The organism is Salmonella sp. SSDFZ69, assembly GCF_004010755.1.
In the GTDB taxonomy this organism is placed as follows: Bacteria; Pseudomonadota; Gammaproteobacteria; order Enterobacterales; family Enterobacteriaceae; genus Salmonella; species Salmonella enterica.
Genome location: NZ_CP034831.1, coordinates 134,632 through 153,431, shown reverse-complemented (window position 1 = coordinate 153,431; position 18,800 = coordinate 134,632). Strand labels below are relative to the sequence as shown.

Sequence of the window (18,800 nt, the reverse complement as noted above, 5' to 3'; positions counted from 1 at the left end):
ATCTGAGGAGTAGATAATGAACACAATAATAAAGCGCACAAAAGTGCGTCATACCATTCTTATATTTTTATTTCTTGCTACCGTATTTAATTATGCGGATCGCGCAACTCTATCCGTAGTTGCCCCAATAATGAGTAAAGAATTAGGTTTTGATCCGGAAGCGATGGGCCTGGCCTTCTCCTCATTTGGTATCGCCTATGTCATTATGCAACTACCCGGTGGTTGGCTATTAGACCGCTACGGTTCACGACTGGTTTACGGTTGCGCATTGATTGGCTGGTCGTTAGTAACCATGTTTCAGGGAACGATCTATCTGTATGGCAGCCCATTAATTGTACTGGTTATTCTACGTCTGCTGATGGGCGCGATTGAAGCGCCTGCCTTTCCGGCGAACAGTCGTTTAAGCGTACAATGGTTTCCCAATAATGAACGAGGTTTCGTTACTTCAGTTTATCAGGCTGCGCAATATATCTCGCTGGGCATTATCACCCCGCTAATGACGATCATTCTGCATAATTTAAGCTGGCATTTTGTCTTCTATTATATTGGCGCTATTGGCGTGATGCTCGGTATATTCTGGTTAATGAAAGTCAAAGATCCGATGCACCATCCAAAAGTTAATCAAGCGGAAATTGACTATATTCGTAGCGGTGGTGGCGAGCCCTCTCTGGGCTGTAAAAAGGAGCCGCAGAAAATAACGTTCGCGCAGATTAAAACCGTCTGTGTTAACCGGATGATGATCGGTGTTTACATCGGGCAATTCTGCGTCACCTCTATCACCTGGTTCTTCCTGACCTGGTTCCCGACCTATCTGTACCAGGCGAAAGGCATGTCGATTCTGAAAGTCGGTTTTGTGGCCAGTATTCCAGCCATTGCCGGTTTTATTGGCGGCCTGCTCGGCGGCGTGTTCTCCGACTGGCTGCTCAAACGCGGCTATAGCCTTACCGTCGCGCGGAAGCTGCCTGTTATCTGCGGTATGTTGCTCTCTTGCGTAATAGTGATCGCCAACTACACCTCTTCAGAATTTGTGGTCATTGCGGCGATGAGTCTGGCCTTTTTTGCCAAAGGGTTTGGTAACCTGGGCTGGTGCGTACTCAGCGACACCTCGCCGAAGGAAGTTCTGGGTATTGCCGGCGGCGTATTTAACATGTGCGGCAATATGGCAAGCATCGTTACGCCGCTGGTCATCGGCGTGATTCTTGCCAATACTCAGTCGTTCGACTTTGCCATTTTATACGTTGGCTCGATGGGACTTATTGGTCTCATTTCATATCTGTTTATCGTCGGCCCGCTGGATCGCATCACGCTGACATCATCCGCAGCCTGATTGTCCACATTGCGAATTCTTCGCTCCGCTGTTCCGGGATTGCACTCCATCGGAACAGCGTTTTTTAGTTGTACCGCGCAATTCAGATACCGTCGCCATACTCAAACGTATGGTGTAGCCCGTTGAAATGCTGGTCCATATCCATCGACGGCTTATCGCTGCCCGGCTTGCCGACAATACGCGCCGGAACGCCTGCGGCGGTAGTGTGCGGCGGGACAGGCTGTAAAACAACGGAACCTGCGCCAATTTTCGCGCCGCGCCCCACCTCGATATTGCCGAGAATTTTCGCGCCCGCGCCAATCATCACGCCTTCGCGGATTTTAGGATGACGATCGCCGCTCGTTTTCCCGGTACCGCCCAGGGTGACGGATTGCAGGATCGACACATCATCTTCAATAACCGCCGTCTCCCCCACCACAATACCGGTGGCATGGTCGAGCATAATCCCGCGGCCAATTTTCGCTGCCGGGTGAATATCCACCTGAAACGAGACCGAAACCTGATTTTGCAGGAAGATAGCCAGCGCGCGGCGACCTTTATTCCACAACCAGTGACCAATGCGGTAGGCCTGTAGCGCATGAAAGCCTTTCAGATATAACAGCGGCGTGGAGTATTTATCCACCGCCGGATCGCGAGTGCGCACGGCCTGAATATCGCAGGCTGCCGACGCGATCATTTCCGGGTCGGCGGCATAGGCTTCTTCAACTACTTCACGGATAGCGATAGCGGGCATGATGGGCGAAGCCAGTTTATTTGCCAGCATATAGCTCAGCGCACTGCCCAGATTTTCATGCTTGAGTAGCGTGGCGTGATAAAAACTGGCCAACATAGGCTCACAGTCAGCTAAAGCGCGGGCTTCAGCTTTAATATTCTTCCAGACGATTTCCAGTTCTTCACACGGCATGGCTTACTCCAGACGGGCAGAAAACGACCAACCCGTTCTGTGCGGGTTGGGTCGTTTATGCAAACAGTTCCTTACGGCTAGTGGCGACTCAGCTCTTCCTTGCGGGCGCGACCTAATAACGTTAATGCTGCCTCGCGCGCGTTTTTTCCGCAATACAATACTTGATAAATTTCCTCGGTTATTGGCATTTCAACACCAAAACGGTGCGCCAATTCACGAACTTCTTTCGTATTGCGATAGCCTTCGACCACCTGGCCAATCTTATCCTGCGCGCCTTTAACGTCCATGCCCTGGCCAAGCATCATGCCAAAACGACGGTTGCGCGACTGGTTGTCGGTACAGGTCAGCACCAGATCGCCTAAACCCGCCATCCCCATAAAGGTGGCGGGATCGGCGCCAAGCGCTGCGCCAAGCCGCGACATTTCGGTCAGTCCACGCGTGATTAGCGCCGTGCGGGCGTTCGCGCCGAAGCCGATGCCGTCAGACATCCCCGCGCCAATCGCAATCACGTTTTTCACCGCGCCGCCAAGCTGCACGCCGATAAAATCCGCATTGATATAGACGCGAAAACTTTTTCCGCAGTGCAACAGTTGCTGGAGATCGTCGGCAAAGGTCTCATCGGTTGAGGCCAGCGAGATTGCCGTCGGCAAACCCGCCGCCAGCTCTTTAGCGAACGTCGGACCGGAAATCACCGCCAGCGGGATTTGATCGCCTAACGCCTCGCGAGCGACATCCTGCAACAGGCGCCCCGTTTCCGCTTCCAGGCCTTTGGTCGCCCATACCAGACGCGCATCCGGACGCATCAGCGGTTTAATCTGCCGCAGCACGTCGCTGAAAACATGGCTTGGCACCACCACCAGAATGTTACGACTGGCCGCCAGCGCGGTTGCTAAGTCGCTTTCCAGGTGTAACGTATCGGGAAAAGGCACATCGGGAAGGAACGCGACGTTGCAGCGATCGTGCTCCAGGGTCGCGATATGTTTTGGGTCGTGGCCCCACAGGACAACCTGGTGGCCGTTTCTCGCCAGAGTGATGGCAAGAGCGGTGCCGTACGAGCCGGCACCGATGACTGTCATTGACGCATTACTTTGGTTCATCAGGCATCCTGATGTTCTTCAGTACCTTCGCCAGCCTGCTGCTGCAAATAGTTCATGAACAGCGCATCAAAGTTGACCGGCGCAAGGTTCAGTTGCGGGAACGTACCGCGTGAAACCAGGCTGGTGATGCACTCGCGAGCATACGGGAACAGAATGTTCGGGCAGTATGCACCCAGGCAATGCGCCATCTGAGTACCTTCAATACCGCTGATGGAGAAAATACCGGCCTGCTGAACTTCGCACAGGAACGCGGTTTCTTCCCCCAGGGAAGCCGTTACGGTAACACGCAGCACAACTTCATAAACGTCATCCGCCAGTTGGGAAGATGCCGTATCAAGATCCAGTTTAACCTCTGGCTGCCAATCTTTCTGGAAAACATGCGGTGCGTTTGGCGCTTCGAAAGAAACATCCTTGGTATAGATACGTTGGATCTGGAAAGCCATTTCAGTGTTATTTTGTTCTGACATGTGTAAAACCCTTTAGTGTTGTCCTTAAATACTTGAGTACGCCTTAACGCAACAGCGGATCCAGTCCACCACGCGCATCCAGCGCATACAAGTCGTCACAACCGCCAATGTGCTGTGCATCAATAAAAATTTGCGGAACCGTCGTTCGGCCACTACGTTTGATCATCTCTTCACGCTTCACGGCGTCGCCGTCAATCGCAATTTCCTGGAAACTCACGCCCTTGCTGTTTAACAGCGCCTTTGCACGATGGCAAAACGGACAGGTTGCTTTGGTGTAGATTTCAATATTGGCCATGACTTCGCTCCTGTTTTTTACCCGATGGATTTCATGTCGACGCAAGGGCAAGTCATTCCCCTTGCGTCATGAAAACGACGGGTAATCACTTACCGCGCACCAGAGGCAGATTCTCGCCGCTCCAGCCTGCTACGCCTTCTTTCAACACAAAGACCTTTTCAAAGCCGGCTTTTGTCAGCGCGTTAGCGGATTCCTGGCACTGCATACCAGAACCGTCGACCACGATAATCGGCTTGTCTTTGTGCTTTTCCAGTTCGCCAACATTGTTGGCTTTGATTTCGCTCGGCAGCAAATTGGTCGCGCCAGCGATATGGCCTTTACGGAAATCGTCACGTTGACGTAAATCCACAACAACGGCGTCCTCTTTGTTGATAAGGCGCGTGGCTTCGCCGCGTGTAATCACCTTAACTTTTGAAGTCAGACCTTTGAACGTGGTAAATAAAACCGCCACCAGTAACGCAATCCAGGCGATACTCAGTATGGGATGACGGCCAACAAATTGCATAATTTCTTGCATGGGGGGTAACAACTCCCGACGTAGTGATTAAAAAACCAGGAAAGGAGTATACCTGTGCAGTGGCGCAAATACAGCCAGAGCGTGCACTGGAATGCATTTTTGCGGGGCGCTACGAAAAAAAATCACGCTATTACTTGCCTTATCACGCCAGCGCGATCCCTTTCTTTGATCTTCTGAGGCTATTTTATCGATTCAGCTGTAGTAAAATTACGCAATTATTTTGTCTATTGAGTATGAGGTTGTCGCAATGTCGGTTTCTAAAAAACCTATGGTACTGGTGATTCTGGATGGCTACGGCTACCGTGAAGAACAGCAGGATAACGCTATCTTAAACGCCAAAACCCCGGTGATGGATGCTCTGTGGGCAAAACGTCCGCATACCCTGATCGACGCATCCGGTCTGGAAGTGGGTCTGCCTGACCGCCAGATGGGCAACTCCGAAGTGGGCCACGTTAACCTGGGCGCAGGCCGCATCGTTTATCAGGACCTGACGCGTCTGGACGTTGAAATTAAAGAACGTACTTTCTTTGCTAACCCAGTCCTGACCAATGCGGTAGACCAGGCGAAAAACGCCGGTAAAGCGGTTCATATTATGGGTCTGCTGTCCGCGGGCGGCGTCCACAGCCACGAAGATCACATTATGGCGATGGTGGAACTGGCCGCAGAGCGCGGCGCAGAAAAAATCTATCTGCACGCCTTCCTCGACGGTCGCGACACGCCGCCGCGCAGCGCTGAAGCCTCGCTGAAAAAATTCGAAGACAAATTCGCCGCGCTGGGCAAAGGCCGCGTGGCGTCTATCGTCGGTCGTTACTACGCTATGGACCGCGACAACCGTTGGGATCGCGTGGAAAAAGCGTATGATCTGATGACCCTGGCCCAGGGCGAATTCCAGGCGGATACCGCTGTGGCTGGCCTGCAGGCCGCTTACGCTCGTGATGAAAACGATGAGTTTGTCAAAGCGACCGTTATCCGCGCCGAGGGCCAGGCTGATGCGGCGATGGAAGACGGCGACACGCTGATTTTCATGAACTTCCGCGCTGACCGCGCGCGCGAAATTACCCGCGCTTTCGTTAATGCTGATTTCGACGGCTTTGCGCGTAAGAAAGTGGTTAATCTGAACTTCGTGATGCTGACCGAATACGCCGCCGATATCAAAACTGCCGTTGCCTACCCACCAGCGTCGCTGGCGAATACCTTTGGCGAATGGATGGCGAAAAACGACAAAACTCAGCTGCGTATTTCCGAAACGGAAAAATATGCGCACGTAACCTTTTTCTTTAACGGCGGCGTAGAAGAACCGTTTGCTGGTGAAGAGCGCATTCTGATCAACTCCCCGAAAGTGGCCACTTATGACCTGCAACCGGAAATGAGCTCTGCAGAATTGACTGAAAAATTGGTCGCGGCGATCGAAAGCGGTAAGTACGACACCATCATTTGTAACTATCCAAACGGCGATATGGTCGGTCATACCGGCGTGATGGAAGCCGCCATCAAAGCGGTGGAAGCGTTGGATAACTGCATTGAACAGGTAACAAAAGCGGTTGAGTCCGTTGGTGGACAACTGTTGATTACCGCGGACCACGGCAACGCGGAGCAGATGCGCGATCCGGCGACCGGTCAGGCGCATACCGCCCACACCAACCTGCCGGTGCCGCTGATTTATGTCGGCGAGAAAAACGTGAAGGCGGTTGAAGGCGGCAAACTTTCAGACATTGCGCCTACCATGCTGTCGCTGATGGGGATGGAAATCCCGCAAGAGATGACTGGTAAGCCGCTGTTCATCGTGGAATAATCCCTCCCCATGAGGGGAAAGGCGATTAACACCATTCAACAGGCCGTGAAACCAAGAACGTTTTCAGTCAGGCCTTTGTTCTACGCCAGCGTACTTAGCGCTGGCGTATTGTTGTGCGCCTTTTCCGCCCACGCGGATGACCGCGATCAACTCAAATCTATTCAGGCCGATATCGCCGCGAAAGAACGCGACGTACGCCAGCAGCAGCAACAACGCGCCAGCCTCCTGGCACAACTTAAAGCCCAGGAAGAGGCCATCTCGGCCGCAGCACGTAAGCTGCGCGAAACGCAAAGCACCCTGGATCAGTTAAACGCGCAAATTGATGAGATGAACGCCTCAATTGCCAAACTGGAGCAGCAAAAAGCCAGCCAGGAGCGTAATCTCGCCGCACAGTTGGACGCCGCTTTCCGCCAGGGCGAACACACCGGCATTCAGCTTATTCTTAGCGGAGAAGAAAGCCAGCGTGGGCAACGCCTGCAGGCCTACTTCGGCTATCTGAACCAGGCGCGCCAGGAGACTATCGCCGAACTGAAACAGACTCGCGAACAGGTCGCCACGCAAAAAGCCGAGCTGGAAGAGAAGCAAAGCCAACAACAAACGTTGCTGTATGAACAGCGCGCTCAGCAGGCGAAGCTGGAACAGGCGCGTAATGAACGTAAGAAAACGCTTGCCGGACTGGAGTCGTCTATTCAGCAAGGCCAGCAACAGTTAAGCGAACTACGCGCCAACGAATCACGCCTACGCAACAGTATCGCGCGGGCGGAAGCGGCGGCCAAAGCGCGAGCGGAGCGTGAAGCCCGCGAAGCGCAGGCGGTACGCGATAAGCAGCAGGAAGCCTCGCGTAAAGGCAGCACCTATAAGCCGACGGAAAGCGAGCGTTCGCTAATGTCCCGCACCGGCGGTCTGGGCGCGCCACGCGGTCAGGCATACTGGCCGGTACGCGGCCCGATATTGCATCGCTATGGCGAACGGCTGCAGGGTGAGCTACGTTGGAAGGGGATGGTGATCGGCGCGTCGGAAGGCACCGAGGTCAAAGCCATCGCCGACGGCAGGGTGATTCTGGCGGACTGGCTGCAAGGCTATGGCCTGGTGGTGGTCGTGGAGCATGGTAAAGGTGATATGAGCCTTTACGGCTATAACCAGAGCGCGCTGGTCAGCGTAGGCGTGCAGGTGCGCGCCGGACAACCTATCGCCCTTGTGGGCAGTAGCGGCGGTCAGGGCAGACCCTCGCTTTATTTCGAAATTCGTCGCCAGGGTCAGGCCGTCAATCCACAGCCGTGGTTGGGAAGATAAGTTTTGCCTCAGTTTCGTCGCTCCATTCTCACGCTGGCCACTTTGCTGGCGTTTGCACATCCCGTTTTCGCTGGCAAGCTCGCCATCGTGATTGATGATTTTGGCTATCGCCCGCATACGGAAAACCAGGTTCTGGCGCTGCCGCCAAACATCTCCGTCGCCGTACTGCCCAACGCGCCGCACGCGCGCGAAATGGCAACTAAAGCGCACAATAGCGGGCATGAGGTATTAATCCATCTGCCGATGGCGCCGCTAAGCAAACAGCCGCTGGAGAAGGATACGCTGCGACCAGATATGAGCAGCGATGAGATCGAGCGCATTATCCGCGAGGCGGTAAACAACGTGCCGTATGCCGTCGGGCTTAATAACCACATGGGCAGCGCAATGACTTCCAGCCTGTTCGGTATGCAAAAAGTTATGCAGGCGCTGGAACATTACAATCTCTATTTTCTCGACAGCATGACGATTGGCAATAGCCAGGCGATGCGCGCGGCATCCGGTACGGGTGTGAAAGTGATCAAGCGTAAAGTGTTCCTCGACGATACGCAAAACGAGGCGGATATCCGCCGTCAGTTTAATCGCGCTATCGAACTGGCCCGTCGCAACGGTTCCGCTATCGCGATTGGACATCCGCATCCCGCAACGGTTCGCGTGCTGCAACAGATGGTTTATCGCCTGCCGGCGGATATCACCCTGGTACGTCCAGGCAGCCTGCTCAACGAACCGCAGGTAGATACGTCCCGACCTGGTGTGACGCCGCAGAAAATTGACGCGCCGCGCAATCCCTTTCGCGGCGTGAAGATGTGCAAGCCGAAAAAACCGCTGCAACCGGTCTACGCTACGCGCTTTTTCAGCGTCATCGGCGAGAGCATTACGCAAAGTTCCGTGGTTGTCTGGTTTCAGCACCAGTGGCAAGGCTGGGGGAAAATCGCCGCGCCTAAAAACGTGAGCGCTAAGACAGATTGAGCGCCTTACGGGCCATACGACGGTGCGACAAGGTTTTGTCGCGCCATTGCCACAGCCGGAAAGACCAGAGCAGCGTCTGATAAGCCGCTTTCGCGCTGCGGACGTTAGCCATCATCCGTCTATACATGCCAGAAGTAAAAATTTCGGCAATCATACGCTGGCGGGTCAAAATATCAGGCTCTTTACGTACCGCATGACAAACGCGTAACGCTTCCCAGGTAATTTGCTGGCGAAACTCCGGGTAAATCGGAATACGCCGGGCATAATCACGATTGAGCTTTTCTAATAACCGCGTAATTTTAATATAATGCCGCTGATAATTAAGATTTTTATTGCCTTGTCTTTGCAAACGGCTTACCGAATTATCATGCAGGAAATATTTATATAATGATTGTTCGGTATAACGTACGCGCGTGGCATTAAACATAACTTCCGTCGACCATAATATGTCCTGATGATGTAGTCCGGGAACGAAAGTAATATTGTTATCGATAATCAGCGCACGTCGATAAACGCCCATCCAGACAACATGCGTCCAGCGCCGCGAGGCCAACGCCATACGCAACCAATCCGGTCCGCTTAATACCCCGGTGGAACGCAGACGATCGGTCGGAATAGATTGCCAGGCGTGCCCGGTTTTTCGGACGCACCAGTCCGCGTTGCACTGCGCAACGTCCAGATCATCGTTAAGCGCCATGGTCATCAGCGTTTCATACATCTTCGGGTAGACCAGGTCATCTGCATCGACAAAGGCGACATAATCGCCGGTCGCTGCTTGCAGGCCAAGATTACGGGCGACAGATGCGCCAGCATTGGCCTGATGAAGCAGTCGAACATGCGGGTAATGTTCCGCGTAATGTTTTGCTATCTCAACGGAATGATCCGTCGATCCATCATTCACAATAATAATTTCCAGCGCCGACCACGTTTGCGCGATTAATGACGCCATGCAAGCATTAAAATCCGCTCCCGCATTATATAACGGGACAATGATACTCACTTTGGTTTTACTATTTTTCATAACGATTACCAGAAAAACCTTAATTTACCCTGCCTTTATACTGTGGCTCTATTAAGAAACTATTAAGCCGCCATAATTAATTTTTACAGTAAAAAGCAAGCACAAAACTCAGAGTAGAGCGTGACGTTAGCGAGTAAAATAAGAGTAAAGCGCAATTACGAATGCTTGATGTCTATGACAATTCTTTACGGCTTTCCAGATTTTCCCTAACAAAAAAGGTTGGCGAATGACACCAACCTTTTACGATGACACGTATATCAGACCCGATAAATATCATCGGGTCTCTATACATATTAATCCCAGCTCAGAATAACTTTTCCTGACTGGCCTGAACGCATGGCGTCAAAACCTTTCTGGAAATCATCAATAGAGAAACGATGGGTGATAATCGGTGACAGATCCAGACCGGACTGGATCAGCGCCGCCATTTTGTACCACGTTTCGAACATCTCACGACCATAAATACCTTTAATGAACAAGCCCTTAAAGATAACTTTTGTCCAGTCGATAGACATATCTGATGGCGGAATCCCCAGCATCGCAATACGACCGCCGTGATTCATGGTGTCCAGCATGGTACGAAACGCCGGCGGCGCGCCGGACATCTCCAGACCCACATCGAACCCTTCGGTCATTCCCAGCTCCGCCATGACGTCGTTCAGGCTCTCTTTCGCGACGTTGACCGCGCGGGTGACGCCCATTTTACGCGCCAGCTCCAGACGGTATTCATTGACGTCAGTAATCACCACATGACGCGCGCCGACATGTTTCGCCACTGCGGCGGCCATTACACCGATTGGCCCCGCCCCCGACACCAGTACATCTTCGCCGACCAGATCGAAAGACAGCGCCGTATGCACCGCATTACCAAACGGGTCGAAAATAGAGGCTAAATCATCAGAAATGTTATCCGGGATTTTAAACGCATTGAACGCCGGGATGACCAGGTATTCCGCGAAGCAGCCGGGACGGTTGACGCCCACGCCGGTGGTGTTGCGACACAGGTGAGTACGACCGCCACGGCAGTTGCGGCAATGACCGCAGGTGATATGACCTTCGCCGGAGACGCGATCGCCGATTTTAAAGCCTTTCACTTCCTGACCGATGCCGACCACTTCGCCGACATATTCATGCCCCACGACCATCGGAACCGGGATGGTTTTTTGCGACCAGTCATCCCAGTTATAGATGTGAACGTCAGTACCGCAGATGGCTGTTTTACGGATTTTAATCAGCAAATCGTTATGGCCGACTTCCGGTTCCGGAACGTCGGTCATCCAGATGCCCTCTTCCGCTTTCAGTTTGGATAACGCTTTCATCTTACATCCTCAGGCAATCACGCCCAGTTGTTTACCAATACGCGTGAACGCGTCTACCGCACGCGTAATTTGCTCAGGCGTATGCGCCGCAGACATCTGGGTACGAATACGCGCCTGACCTTTTGGTACGACCGGATAGAAGAAACCGGTAACGTAAATGCCCTCTTTTTGCAGTTCGCGGGCAAATTTCTGCGCGACAACCGCATCTCCCAGCATTACCGGGATGATGGCGTGATCCGCGCCTGCCAGCGTAAATCCCGCGGCAGACATCTGCTCACGGAACTGCCGGGCGTTCGCCCACAAGCGATCGCGCAGTTCTGCGCCCGCTTCCACCATCTCTAACACTTTAATAGAAGCCGCCACGATCGCCGGCGCCAGGGAGTTGGAGAACAGATATGGGCGGGAACGCTGACGCAACCACTCAACGACCTCTTTACGCGCCGCGGTATAGCCGCCGGATGCGCCGCCTAACGCTTTGCCCAGCGTACCGGTAATAATATCTACGCGGCCCATTACGTCGCAGTATTCATGGGAACCACGACCGTTTTCGCCGACAAAGCCTACCGCGTGAGAATCATCAACCATCACCAGCGCATCGTATTTATCGGCCAGATCACAGACGCCTTTCAGATTGGCGATGACGCCATCCATTGAGAACACGCCGTCGGTGGCGATCAGGACATGACGTGCGCCGGCCTCACGCGCCTCTTTCAGCCGCGCTTCCAGCTCAGCCATATCGTTGTTGGCATAGCGATAGCGCTTCGCTTTACACAAACGCACGCCGTCAATGATAGACGCGTGGTTCAGCGCGTCGGAAATAATAGCGTCTTCCGCGCCCAGCAACGTCTCAAACAAGCCGCCGTTAGCATCGAAACAGGAGGAATACAGAATCGCATCTTCCATGCCGAGGAAGCTTGCCAGCTTTTGCTCCAGCGCTTTGTGGCTGTCCTGGGTACCGCAGATAAAACGCACGGACGCCATACCGAAACCGTGGCTGTCCATGCCCGCTTTTGCGGCATTAATCAGCTCAGGGTGATTCGCCAGCCCGAGATAGTTATTGGCGCAAAAGTTAATAACGTGGCTTCCATCCGCCACGGTGATATCCGCCTGCTGCGCAGACGTAATAATGCGCTCTTCTTTAAACAATCCTTCCGCCCGGGCGGTTTCCAGATCGTTGGTTAACTGTTTGTAAAAATCCCCACGCATTGCGATTCTCCAGACTGGGCAAATTTCAGCACATATTACCCAAAGCGATACGTTGATACGAGATGACGCGTCATCACTTCTTTAAAATGCAGCATAAATCACGCGTATCCTCACGGGTTATCAGTGAATGGATGAATAGTGTTATGATAAGAACATTCATGTCTGAGACAGTCTCTGACACCATAATTCAAAGGTTACAGTTATGATCATCGTTACCGGCGGCGCGGGCTTTATCGGCAGCAATATCGTTAAGGCCCTGAATGATAAAGGTATCACCGATATTCTGGTGGTGGATAACCTGAAAGACGGCACCAAGTTTGTAAACCTGGTGGATCTGAACATTGCTGACTATATGGATAAGGAAGATTTCCTGATCCAGATTATGTCCGGAGAAGAGCTCGGCGATATCGAAGCTATTTTCCATGAAGGCGCCTGCTCTTCCACCACCGAGTGGGACGGCAAGTATATGATGGATAATAACTATCAATACTCCAAAGAGCTGCTGCACTATTGTCTTGAGCGCGAAATCCCGTTCCTCTATGCCTCTTCTGCCGCCACCTATGGCGGTCGCACGTCTGATTTCATCGAATCGCGCGAATACGAAAAACCGCTTAACGTTTACGGCTATTCTAAGTTCCTGTTTGATGAATATGTGCGCCAGATCCTGCCAGAAGCGAACTCGCAGATTGTCGGTTTCCGCTATTTCAACGTCTATGGACCACGTGAAGGCCATAAAGGCAGCATGGCAAGCGTGGCATTTCATCTGAATACACAGTTAAACAACGGCGAAAGCCCGAAACTGTTTGAAGGCAGCGAAAACTTCAAGCGCGACTTCGTTTACGTGGGCGATGTGGCCGCCGTTAACCTGTGGTTCCTGGAAAGCGGCAAGTCCGGCATCTTTAACTTGGGCACAGGCCGTGCGGAATCTTTCCAGGCCGTCGCCGACGCGACGCTGGCATACCATAAAAAAGGCAGCATTGAATACATTCCGTTCCCGGATAAGCTGAAAGGTCGCTATCAGGCGTTTACGCAGGCGGATTTAACCAATCTGCGCAACGCGGGCTACGACAAACCCTTTAAGACCGTCGCCGAAGGCGTCACGGAGTATATGGCCTGGCTGAACCGCGACGCGTAAGTATGAAAATTTTGGTCATTGGCCCGTCCTGGGTGGGCGACATGATGATGTCGCAAAGTCTCTATCGCACGCTTAAAGCGCGCTATCCCCAGGCGATAATCGACGTGATGGCGCCAGCCTGGTGCCGTCCGTTGTTATCGCGTATGCCGGAAGTTAACGAGGCGATACCCATGCCGCTGGGCCACGGCGCGCTGGAAATCAGCGAGCGCCGCAGATTGGGCCATAGCCTGCGAGAGAAGCGCTACGATCGCGCCTGGGTGTTGCCAAATTCGTTTAAATCGGCGCTGATTCCTTTCTTTGCCAATATCCCGCACCGTACCGGCTGGCGCGGCGAAATGCGCTATGGCCTGCTGAACGATGCGCGCGTCCTTGATAAAGACGCCTGGCCACTAATGGTGGAGCGCTACGTGGCGCTGGCTTATGACAAGGGCGTGATGCGCACGGCGAAAGATCTGCCGCAGCCGCTACTCTGGCCGCAGCTCCAGGTTAGCGAGGGTGAAAAGTCGCTGATGTGCAGCGACTTTTCATTATCTTCTGAACGTCCTCTGATCGGCTTTTGCCCCGGCGCGGAATTTGGCCCGGCAAAACGTTGGCCGCACTATCACTACGCCGAACTGGCAAAGCAGCTCATTAACGAAGGGTATCAGGTCGTGCTGTTTGGCTCGGCAAAAGACCATGAAGCCGGCAATGAGATCCTGGCGGCGCTGAATAGCGAGCAGCAGGCATGGTGTCGCAACCTGGCGGGGGAAACCCAGCTGGAACAGGCCGTCATTCTGATAGCCGCCTGTAAAGCCATCGTCACCAACGATTCCGGACTGATGCACGTCGCGGCGGCGCTCGACCGCCCGCTGGTCGCCTTGTATGGCCCAAGTAGCCCGGATTTCACGCCACCGCTGTCTCATAAGGCCCGGGTGATTCGTCTCATTACGGGTTATCACAAAGTGCGTAAAGGTGATACGGCGCAAGGCTATCACCAGAGCCTGATCGATATCACGCCGCAGCGGGTTCTGGAAGAGCTTCATTCGCTGTTGTCGGAAGAGGGCGTTTAATGCGGGTTTTGATCGTTAAAACATCATCGATGGGCGACGTATTACATACCCTGCCTGCGCTTACCGACGCGCAACAGGCGATTCCGGGGATTCAATTTGATTGGGTTGTCGAAGAAGGGTTTGCGCAAATTCCGTCCTGGCACAGTGCTGTCGATCGCGTGATTCCCGTCGCTATTCGCCGTTGGCGCAAGGCCTGGTTTTCCGCGCCCATTAAAGCGGAACGCACAGCCTTTCATCGGGCGGTATGCGCATACCAATACGACGCTGTGATTGATGCGCAGGGGCTGGTAAAAAGCGCGGCGCTGGTGACGCGTCTGGCGCATGGGATAAAGCACGGTATGGACTGGAGTACCGCCCGCGAACCGTTGGCCAGCCTGTTTTATAACCGTAAACACCATATCGCAAAGCAACAACATGCGGTTGAACGGACGCGCGAGCTGTTCGCCAAAAGCCTGGGATACGATAAACCGCAGTCGCAGGGCGATTATGCCATCGCAAAACATTTTCTGCATTGCCAGCAGGCGGTCAGCGATCCATATGCGGTATTTTTACATGCCACGACCCGCGATGATAAACACTGGCCAGAAGCAAACTGGCGCGAGCTTATCGGTATGGTGGGCAACACCGGATTACGGATAAAACTTCCCTGGGGCGCGCCTCATGAGGAGGCCCGGGCTAAACGACTGGCCGAAGGCTTTGACTATGTGGATGTGTTACCGCGCATGAGCCTGGAGGAGGTCGCCAGAGTGCTGGCTGGCGCAAAATTTGTCGTATCGGTTGATACCGGCCTGAGCCATCTCACCGCCGCGCTCGACAGACCGAATATTACGCTATATGGCCCAACGGACCCTGGGTTAATTGGAGGTTATGGGAAGAACCAAATGGCATGCTGCTCACCAGAAAAAAACCTGGCGAATTTAGATGCCACAAGCGTATTTGGAAAGATTCATTAAAGAGACACTGTCTCATCCCAAACCTATTGTGGAGAAAAGATGCTAACCACATCATTAACGTTAAATAAAGAGAAATGGAAACCGATCTGGAATAAAGCGCTGGTTTTTCTTTTTGTTGCCACGTATTTTCTGGATGGTATTACGCGTTATAAACATTTGATAATCATACTTATGGTTATCACCGCGATTTATCAGGTCTCACGCTCACCGAAAAGTTTCCCCCCTCTTTTCAAAAATAGCGTATTTTATAGCGTAGCAGTATTATCATTAATCCTTGTTTATTCCATACTCATATCGCCAGATATGAAAGAAAGCTTCAAGGAATTTGAAAATACGGTACTGGAGGGTTTCTTATTATATACTTTATTAATTCCCGTACTATTAAAAGATGAAACAAAAGAAACGGTTGCGAAAATAGTACTTTTCTCCTTTTTAACAAGTTTAGGACTTCGCTGCCTTGCAGAGAGTATTCTATATATCGAGGACTATAATAAAGGGATTATGCCATTCATGAGCTATGCGCATCGACATATGTCCGATTCCATGGTTTTCTTATTTCCAGCATTATTGAATATTTGGCTGTTTAGAAAAAATGCACTTAAGTTGGTTTTTTTGGTGCTTAGCGCTATCTATCTTTTCTTTATCCTGGGAACCCTATCGCGAGGGGCATGGTTGGCGGTGCTCATAGTAGGTGCGCTGTGGGCAATACTGAATCGCCAATGGAAGTTAATAGGAGTCGGTGCCATTTTATTAGCCATCATCGGCGCTTTGGTTATCACTCAACATAATAACCAACCAGATTCAGAACATTTACTTTATAAATTACAGCAGACAGATAGCTCATCTCGTTATACTAACGGAACCCAGGGCACCGCGTGGATACTGATTCAGGAAAACCCGATCAAGGGCTACGGCTATGGTAATGATGTGTATGATGGTGTTTATAATAAACGCGTTGTCGATTATCCAATGTGGACCTTTAAAGAATCTATCGGTCCGCATAATACCATTCTGTACATCTGGTTTAGTGCAGGCATATTGGGTCTGGCGAGTCTGGCCTATTTATATGGCGCTATCATCAGGGAAACAGCCAGCTCTACCTTCAGGAAAGTAGAGATAAGCCCCTACAATGCTCATCTCTTGCTATTTTTATCTTTCGTCGGTTTTTATATCGTTCGTGGCAATTTTGAACAGGTCGATATTGCTCAAATTGGTATCATTACCGGTTTTCTGCTGGCGCTAAGAAATAGATAAAAAAACGCGCTGATACTTATTACGGTATCAGCGCGTTTTTCATCATCCGGGCTCAATCACTTATCAAACCAGCTTTTCATTTGTTCCTCGAAACGCTGCGCTACATTTTCCCAACTGTATTTTGAAAACACCAGGGATTTTGCTTTTTCGGCAATCTGGTGGCGTTCCTCATCAGCAAGCGCACGGTTAATATCATTAATTATACTGTCGCTCGACATAGGCTCTGCGAGGTGATAGCCCGTTATGCCATCTAACACAAATTCGCTAATCCCCCCTTTTTTGCTGGCAAGAACCGCTTTTCCTGCTGCCATCGCTTCTACAGCCACCATGCAAAATGCTTCTTCAACCTGAGACGGCACAATAACCAGATCGGCTATATGATAGAAGTTATGCATCTGGTCGGGAGATTGCCCCCCAGCCATAATACAATCCGTTCCAATCTCTTTTGCGGCGTCCAGTACTTTCTTTTGATACTCTGCTTTTTCACCCTTGCGGCTTGCATAAGGATCGCCAACAACGACAAGTTTAATATTACTTCTTAAGGTACGTAATTGTTTGAACGCCTGCAAAAGCAACAGGATGCCTTTATCAGGCGAAATTCTCCCGGCATATAAGAGAACGGTGGCATCTTCCGCAATATTTAATTGCTGACGAAGATTATCTTGTGGGTTTCTTTTATAAGTCTCAGCACAAAAACCATTAGGTACAATACTAACAGCAGCGGCGGGCAATCTTTCTTCATAAAACGCTTTAAGAAACTGACTGGGCACGATAATTTTTGCATCGTTATCAGGAAGTTCTGGTTCAAATGCGTTATGCATGTGCATAACCAGTTTTGCATTCGGATTGCGCTCTCTGATCTGCCGATACAGTTTCATACTATTATGAATAACAATGACGCTATCTTCCTGGGTAGTCACTTTATCTCTAATATTAAGGACGCGCTGGGAATAGGGTAGTGGGTCGAGACGAGTCCATTTCTGAAAAAGACGCTTATAAACTTTACTAAACCCAATGTAATGAATATCACAGTTATCGTTTATTTTATTATATTCAGGATAGCCAGCATTCTTTATACAAGCAATAGCACTCGGTATTGATAGTCGTTTTGCAACCTGGTAAATCCAGGTTTCTACCGCAGCCGCACCACGAGGAGGAATTGAAAATATAGGAGTAACAGTAAATATGATTTTTTTAATCATAATAGCTATAATCCAGAATAGTTAACTTTATAGAAAAAGAAATGTTATAGAAAAAGAAATGCGTGCCGAAGCAACGCAAAATAATGATTTATCTAGTGTCTAGACAATTTTATCGTAATATATTTCATCCTCAAGTTCCGAGGCTGTAATATATGGAATAATATCGTAATGAATTGCAGTATCATCTGATAAATTAAAGATATTTAAATCACTCACATTTTTTCTCATAAAAGTAAAAAATGGCAGTATTTTAAACAGGTCTTTACTAAGTTCAGATGGCATAGGGCTGGTAGATTCGTCATAGAAACGTGGGCAACTTCCTGTTAAGTCAAGCCCAGAACATATAATACGTCCATACTTGAGGGAATAGGCAACCTGAATAGCGGTATAAGCAATAGTATGACAAGAGCAATACCCGATGCTGATATCCTTGCAAAATCCAGCCAGCCGTCCTCTTTTCGAAAGAGGAACTGAAATAAGTAATGCTTTATGAACCCGCTTGAGGATATTAAATTTAATTTTCTTTAAAAAACCCCCTTTTTCTCGGCGATAAAAGGAGCGAATAATTAAACAGTTTTCTTCAATATATTTTTGATCATCCACTGAAGCCTGTTCGTACACATCAAGATTGACGATAGTGAACTGACTGTTACGGCTAAAGTTATAAAAATCTTCGCGCCGACGATGGAGGAAGCGAACATCCGTCAGAAGGTACAAAAATGGCTTGACGTTATTGTTTAGCAAATATTGAACAGAACCATTGACTGCAATGACATCTTTCATTCGTAACAAGGACAGCGGCGTTTTTCTGGACGTAGGACCAGAAAGAAAAATAATACAATCTTCAGCCGTTCTTTTCGCAATAAGTTGCAGAACATCGGCGTGAGTTATGAAGTTAACGCTGCCCATAAAAAACTCGTATGTTTATCATGCAACCTATAAATAAATGTTATATTCAATAACTAATATTACATCTCAAATTCTCTCAAGTATGTCATAACGC

The 18,800-nt window shown here is 50.7% G+C and carries 18 protein-coding genes; 8 read left to right on the top strand and 10 right to left on the bottom strand.

What is annotated here, in order from left to right:
• Nucleotides 1-16 precede the first annotated feature (16 nt).
• Nucleotides 17-1,327: an MFS transporter gene (locus EOS98_RS00745; protein ID WP_001092104.1), complete on the top strand. Its 1,311-nt coding sequence runs from the start codon at nucleotides 17-19 to the stop codon at nucleotides 1,325-1,327.
• 82 nt (nucleotides 1,328-1,409) lie between these two features.
• Here EOS98_RS00745 and cysE read toward each other — a convergent pair whose 3' ends face one another.
• The 5 genes from cysE to EOS98_RS00720 form a co-directional block, all read right to left on the bottom strand.
• The gene (cysE, locus tag EOS98_RS00740; protein WP_001112114.1) at nucleotides 1,410-2,231 is read right to left on the bottom strand and encodes a serine O-acetyltransferase; all 822 of its coding nucleotides are present in this window, start codon (nucleotides 2,229-2,231) and stop codon (nucleotides 1,410-1,412) included.
• A 77-nt stretch (nucleotides 2,232-2,308) separates the two neighbouring features.
• Complete coding sequence (gene gpsA, locus EOS98_RS00735) at nucleotides 2,309-3,328, bottom strand: NAD(P)H-dependent glycerol-3-phosphate dehydrogenase (RefSeq protein ID WP_001076596.1); 1,020 nt, start codon at nucleotides 3,326-3,328, stop codon at nucleotides 2,309-2,311.
• Nucleotides 3,328-3,795, bottom strand: coding sequence for a protein-export chaperone SecB (secB, locus tag EOS98_RS00730; RefSeq protein WP_000003370.1), 468 nt, complete (start codon nucleotides 3,793-3,795; stop codon nucleotides 3,328-3,330). The genes gpsA and secB overlap by 1 nt, the downstream gene beginning before the upstream one ends.
• Nucleotides 3,796-3,838: 43 nt before the next feature.
• Nucleotides 3,839-4,090, bottom strand: a complete 252-nt coding sequence (gene grxC, locus EOS98_RS00725) for a glutaredoxin 3 (RefSeq protein WP_001273795.1) — start codon at nucleotides 4,088-4,090, stop codon at nucleotides 3,839-3,841.
• An 85-nt stretch (nucleotides 4,091-4,175) separates the two neighbouring features.
• Nucleotides 4,176-4,607 carry a rhodanese-like domain-containing protein gene (locus EOS98_RS00720; protein ID WP_001156179.1) on the bottom strand — a complete coding sequence of 144 codons (432 nt, stop codon included), beginning with the start codon at nucleotides 4,605-4,607 and terminating at the stop codon, nucleotides 4,176-4,178.
• A gap of 247 nt (nucleotides 4,608-4,854) precedes the next feature.
• Between EOS98_RS00720 and gpmM the strand changes: the two genes are divergently transcribed.
• The 3 genes from gpmM to EOS98_RS00705 are packed head-to-tail and all read left to right on the top strand — an operon-like array spanning nucleotide 4,855 to nucleotide 8,658.
• The gene (gene gpmM, locus EOS98_RS00715) at nucleotides 4,855-6,399 is read left to right on the top strand and encodes a 2,3-bisphosphoglycerate-independent phosphoglycerate mutase (RefSeq protein WP_000116576.1); all 1,545 of its coding nucleotides are present in this window, start codon (nucleotides 4,855-4,857) and stop codon (nucleotides 6,397-6,399) included.
• Between the two features lie 33 nt (nucleotides 6,400-6,432).
• Nucleotides 6,433-7,692, top strand: coding sequence for a murein hydrolase activator EnvC (gene envC, locus EOS98_RS00710; RefSeq protein ID WP_241615622.1), 1,260 nt, complete (start codon nucleotides 6,433-6,435; stop codon nucleotides 7,690-7,692).
• 3 nt (nucleotides 7,693-7,695) lie between these two features.
• Nucleotides 7,696-8,658 (top strand): divergent polysaccharide deacetylase family protein, encoded by a 963-nt coding sequence (locus tag EOS98_RS00705; protein ID WP_001135519.1) that lies wholly within the window; start codon nucleotides 7,696-7,698, stop codon nucleotides 8,656-8,658.
• On the opposite strand, the gene EOS98_RS00700 is transcribed toward EOS98_RS00705, so the two are convergent.
• The 3 genes from EOS98_RS00700 to kbl form a co-directional block, all read right to left on the bottom strand.
• On the bottom strand, nucleotides 8,645-9,679 hold the full coding sequence (locus EOS98_RS00700) for a glycosyltransferase (protein WP_000798198.1): 1,035 nt from the start codon (nucleotides 9,677-9,679) through the stop codon (nucleotides 8,645-8,647). The two genes, EOS98_RS00705 and EOS98_RS00700, sit on opposite strands and share 14 nt — an antisense overlap.
• 293 nt (nucleotides 9,680-9,972) lie before the next feature.
• Complete coding sequence (gene tdh, locus EOS98_RS00695) at nucleotides 9,973-10,998, bottom strand: L-threonine 3-dehydrogenase (RefSeq protein WP_000645990.1); 1,026 nt, start codon at nucleotides 10,996-10,998, stop codon at nucleotides 9,973-9,975.
• Between the two features lie 9 nt (nucleotides 10,999-11,007).
• The gene (kbl, locus tag EOS98_RS00690) at nucleotides 11,008-12,204 is read right to left on the bottom strand and encodes a glycine C-acetyltransferase (RefSeq protein WP_001213790.1); all 1,197 of its coding nucleotides are present in this window, start codon (nucleotides 12,202-12,204) and stop codon (nucleotides 11,008-11,010) included.
• A gap of 202 nt (nucleotides 12,205-12,406) precedes the next feature.
• Here kbl and rfaD point away from each other — a divergent pair, with 202 nt between their 5' ends.
• Genes rfaD through rfaL form a run of 4 tightly spaced genes read left to right on the top strand, consistent with a single transcriptional unit; the run spans nucleotide 12,407 to nucleotide 16,595 of the window.
• A complete protein-coding gene (gene rfaD, locus EOS98_RS00685; RefSeq protein ID WP_000587771.1) occupies nucleotides 12,407-13,339 on the top strand; it encodes an ADP-glyceromanno-heptose 6-epimerase in 933 nt (310 codons plus the stop codon).
• Between the two features lie 2 nt (nucleotides 13,340-13,341).
• Entirely contained in the window at nucleotides 13,342-14,388 is a 1,047-nt protein-coding gene (rfaF, locus tag EOS98_RS00680) for an ADP-heptose--LPS heptosyltransferase RfaF (protein WP_126523747.1), read from the top strand.
• Entirely contained in the window at nucleotides 14,388-15,341 is a 954-nt protein-coding gene (rfaC, locus tag EOS98_RS00675; protein ID WP_001264616.1) for a lipopolysaccharide heptosyltransferase RfaC, read from the top strand. Before rfaF ends, rfaC begins: the two co-directional genes overlap by 1 nt.
• A 39-nt stretch (nucleotides 15,342-15,380) precedes the next feature.
• On the top strand, nucleotides 15,381-16,595 hold the full coding sequence (rfaL, locus tag EOS98_RS00670; RefSeq protein WP_126523746.1) for an O-antigen ligase RfaL: 1,215 nt from the start codon (nucleotides 15,381-15,383) through the stop codon (nucleotides 16,593-16,595).
• A 56-nt stretch (nucleotides 16,596-16,651) separates the two neighbouring features.
• Here rfaL and EOS98_RS00665 read toward each other — a convergent pair whose 3' ends face one another.
• On the bottom strand, nucleotides 16,652-17,797 hold the full coding sequence (locus tag EOS98_RS00665; RefSeq protein ID WP_024797499.1) for a lipopolysaccharide N-acetylglucosaminyltransferase: 1,146 nt from the start codon (nucleotides 17,795-17,797) through the stop codon (nucleotides 16,652-16,654).
• Nucleotides 17,798-17,896: 99 nt separating this feature from the next.
• Nucleotides 17,897-18,706: a 3-deoxy-D-manno-oct-2-ulosonate III transferase WaaZ gene (waaZ, locus tag EOS98_RS00660; RefSeq protein ID WP_000536017.1), complete on the bottom strand. Its 810-nt coding sequence runs from the start codon at nucleotides 18,704-18,706 to the stop codon at nucleotides 17,897-17,899.
• Nucleotides 18,707-18,800: the final 94 nt, after the last annotated feature.

Bases quoted from the DNA above. Each gene is read 5' to 3' on its own strand.
- EOS98_RS00745 (WP_001092104.1), top strand. From the start codon at position 17: ATGAACACAATAATAAAGCGCACAAAAGTGCGTCATACCATTCTTATA.
- cysE (WP_001112114.1), bottom strand. From the start codon at position 2,231: ATGCCGTGTGAAGAACTGGAAATCGTCTGGAAGAATATTAAAGCTGAA.
- gpsA (WP_001076596.1), bottom strand. From the start codon at position 3,328: ATGAACCAAAGTAATGCGTCAATGACAGTCATCGGTGCCGGCTCGTAC.
- secB (WP_000003370.1), bottom strand. From the start codon at position 3,795: ATGTCAGAACAAAATAACACTGAAATGGCTTTCCAGATCCAACGTATC.
- grxC (WP_001273795.1), bottom strand. From the start codon at position 4,090: ATGGCCAATATTGAAATCTACACCAAAGCAACCTGTCCGTTTTGCCAT.
- EOS98_RS00720 (WP_001156179.1), bottom strand. From the start codon at position 4,607: ATGCAAGAAATTATGCAATTTGTTGGCCGTCATCCCATACTGAGTATC.
- gpmM (WP_000116576.1), top strand. From the start codon at position 4,855: ATGTCGGTTTCTAAAAAACCTATGGTACTGGTGATTCTGGATGGCTAC.
- EOS98_RS00700 (WP_000798198.1), bottom strand. From the start codon at position 9,679: ATGAAAAATAGTAAAACCAAAGTGAGTATCATTGTCCCGTTATATAAT.
- tdh (WP_000645990.1), bottom strand. From the start codon at position 10,998: ATGAAAGCGTTATCCAAACTGAAAGCGGAAGAGGGCATCTGGATGACC.
- kbl (WP_001213790.1), bottom strand. From the start codon at position 12,204: ATGCGTGGGGATTTTTACAAACAGTTAACCAACGATCTGGAAACCGCC.
- rfaD (WP_000587771.1), top strand. From the start codon at position 12,407: ATGATCATCGTTACCGGCGGCGCGGGCTTTATCGGCAGCAATATCGTT.
- rfaF (WP_126523747.1), top strand. From the start codon at position 13,342: ATGAAAATTTTGGTCATTGGCCCGTCCTGGGTGGGCGACATGATGATG.
- rfaC (WP_001264616.1), top strand. From the start codon at position 14,388: ATGCGGGTTTTGATCGTTAAAACATCATCGATGGGCGACGTATTACAT.
- rfaL (WP_126523746.1), top strand. From the start codon at position 15,381: ATGCTAACCACATCATTAACGTTAAATAAAGAGAAATGGAAACCGATC.
- EOS98_RS00665 (WP_024797499.1), bottom strand. From the start codon at position 17,797: ATGATTAAAAAAATCATATTTACTGTTACTCCTATATTTTCAATTCCT.
- waaZ (WP_000536017.1), bottom strand. From the start codon at position 18,706: ATGGGCAGCGTTAACTTCATAACTCACGCCGATGTTCTGCAACTTATT.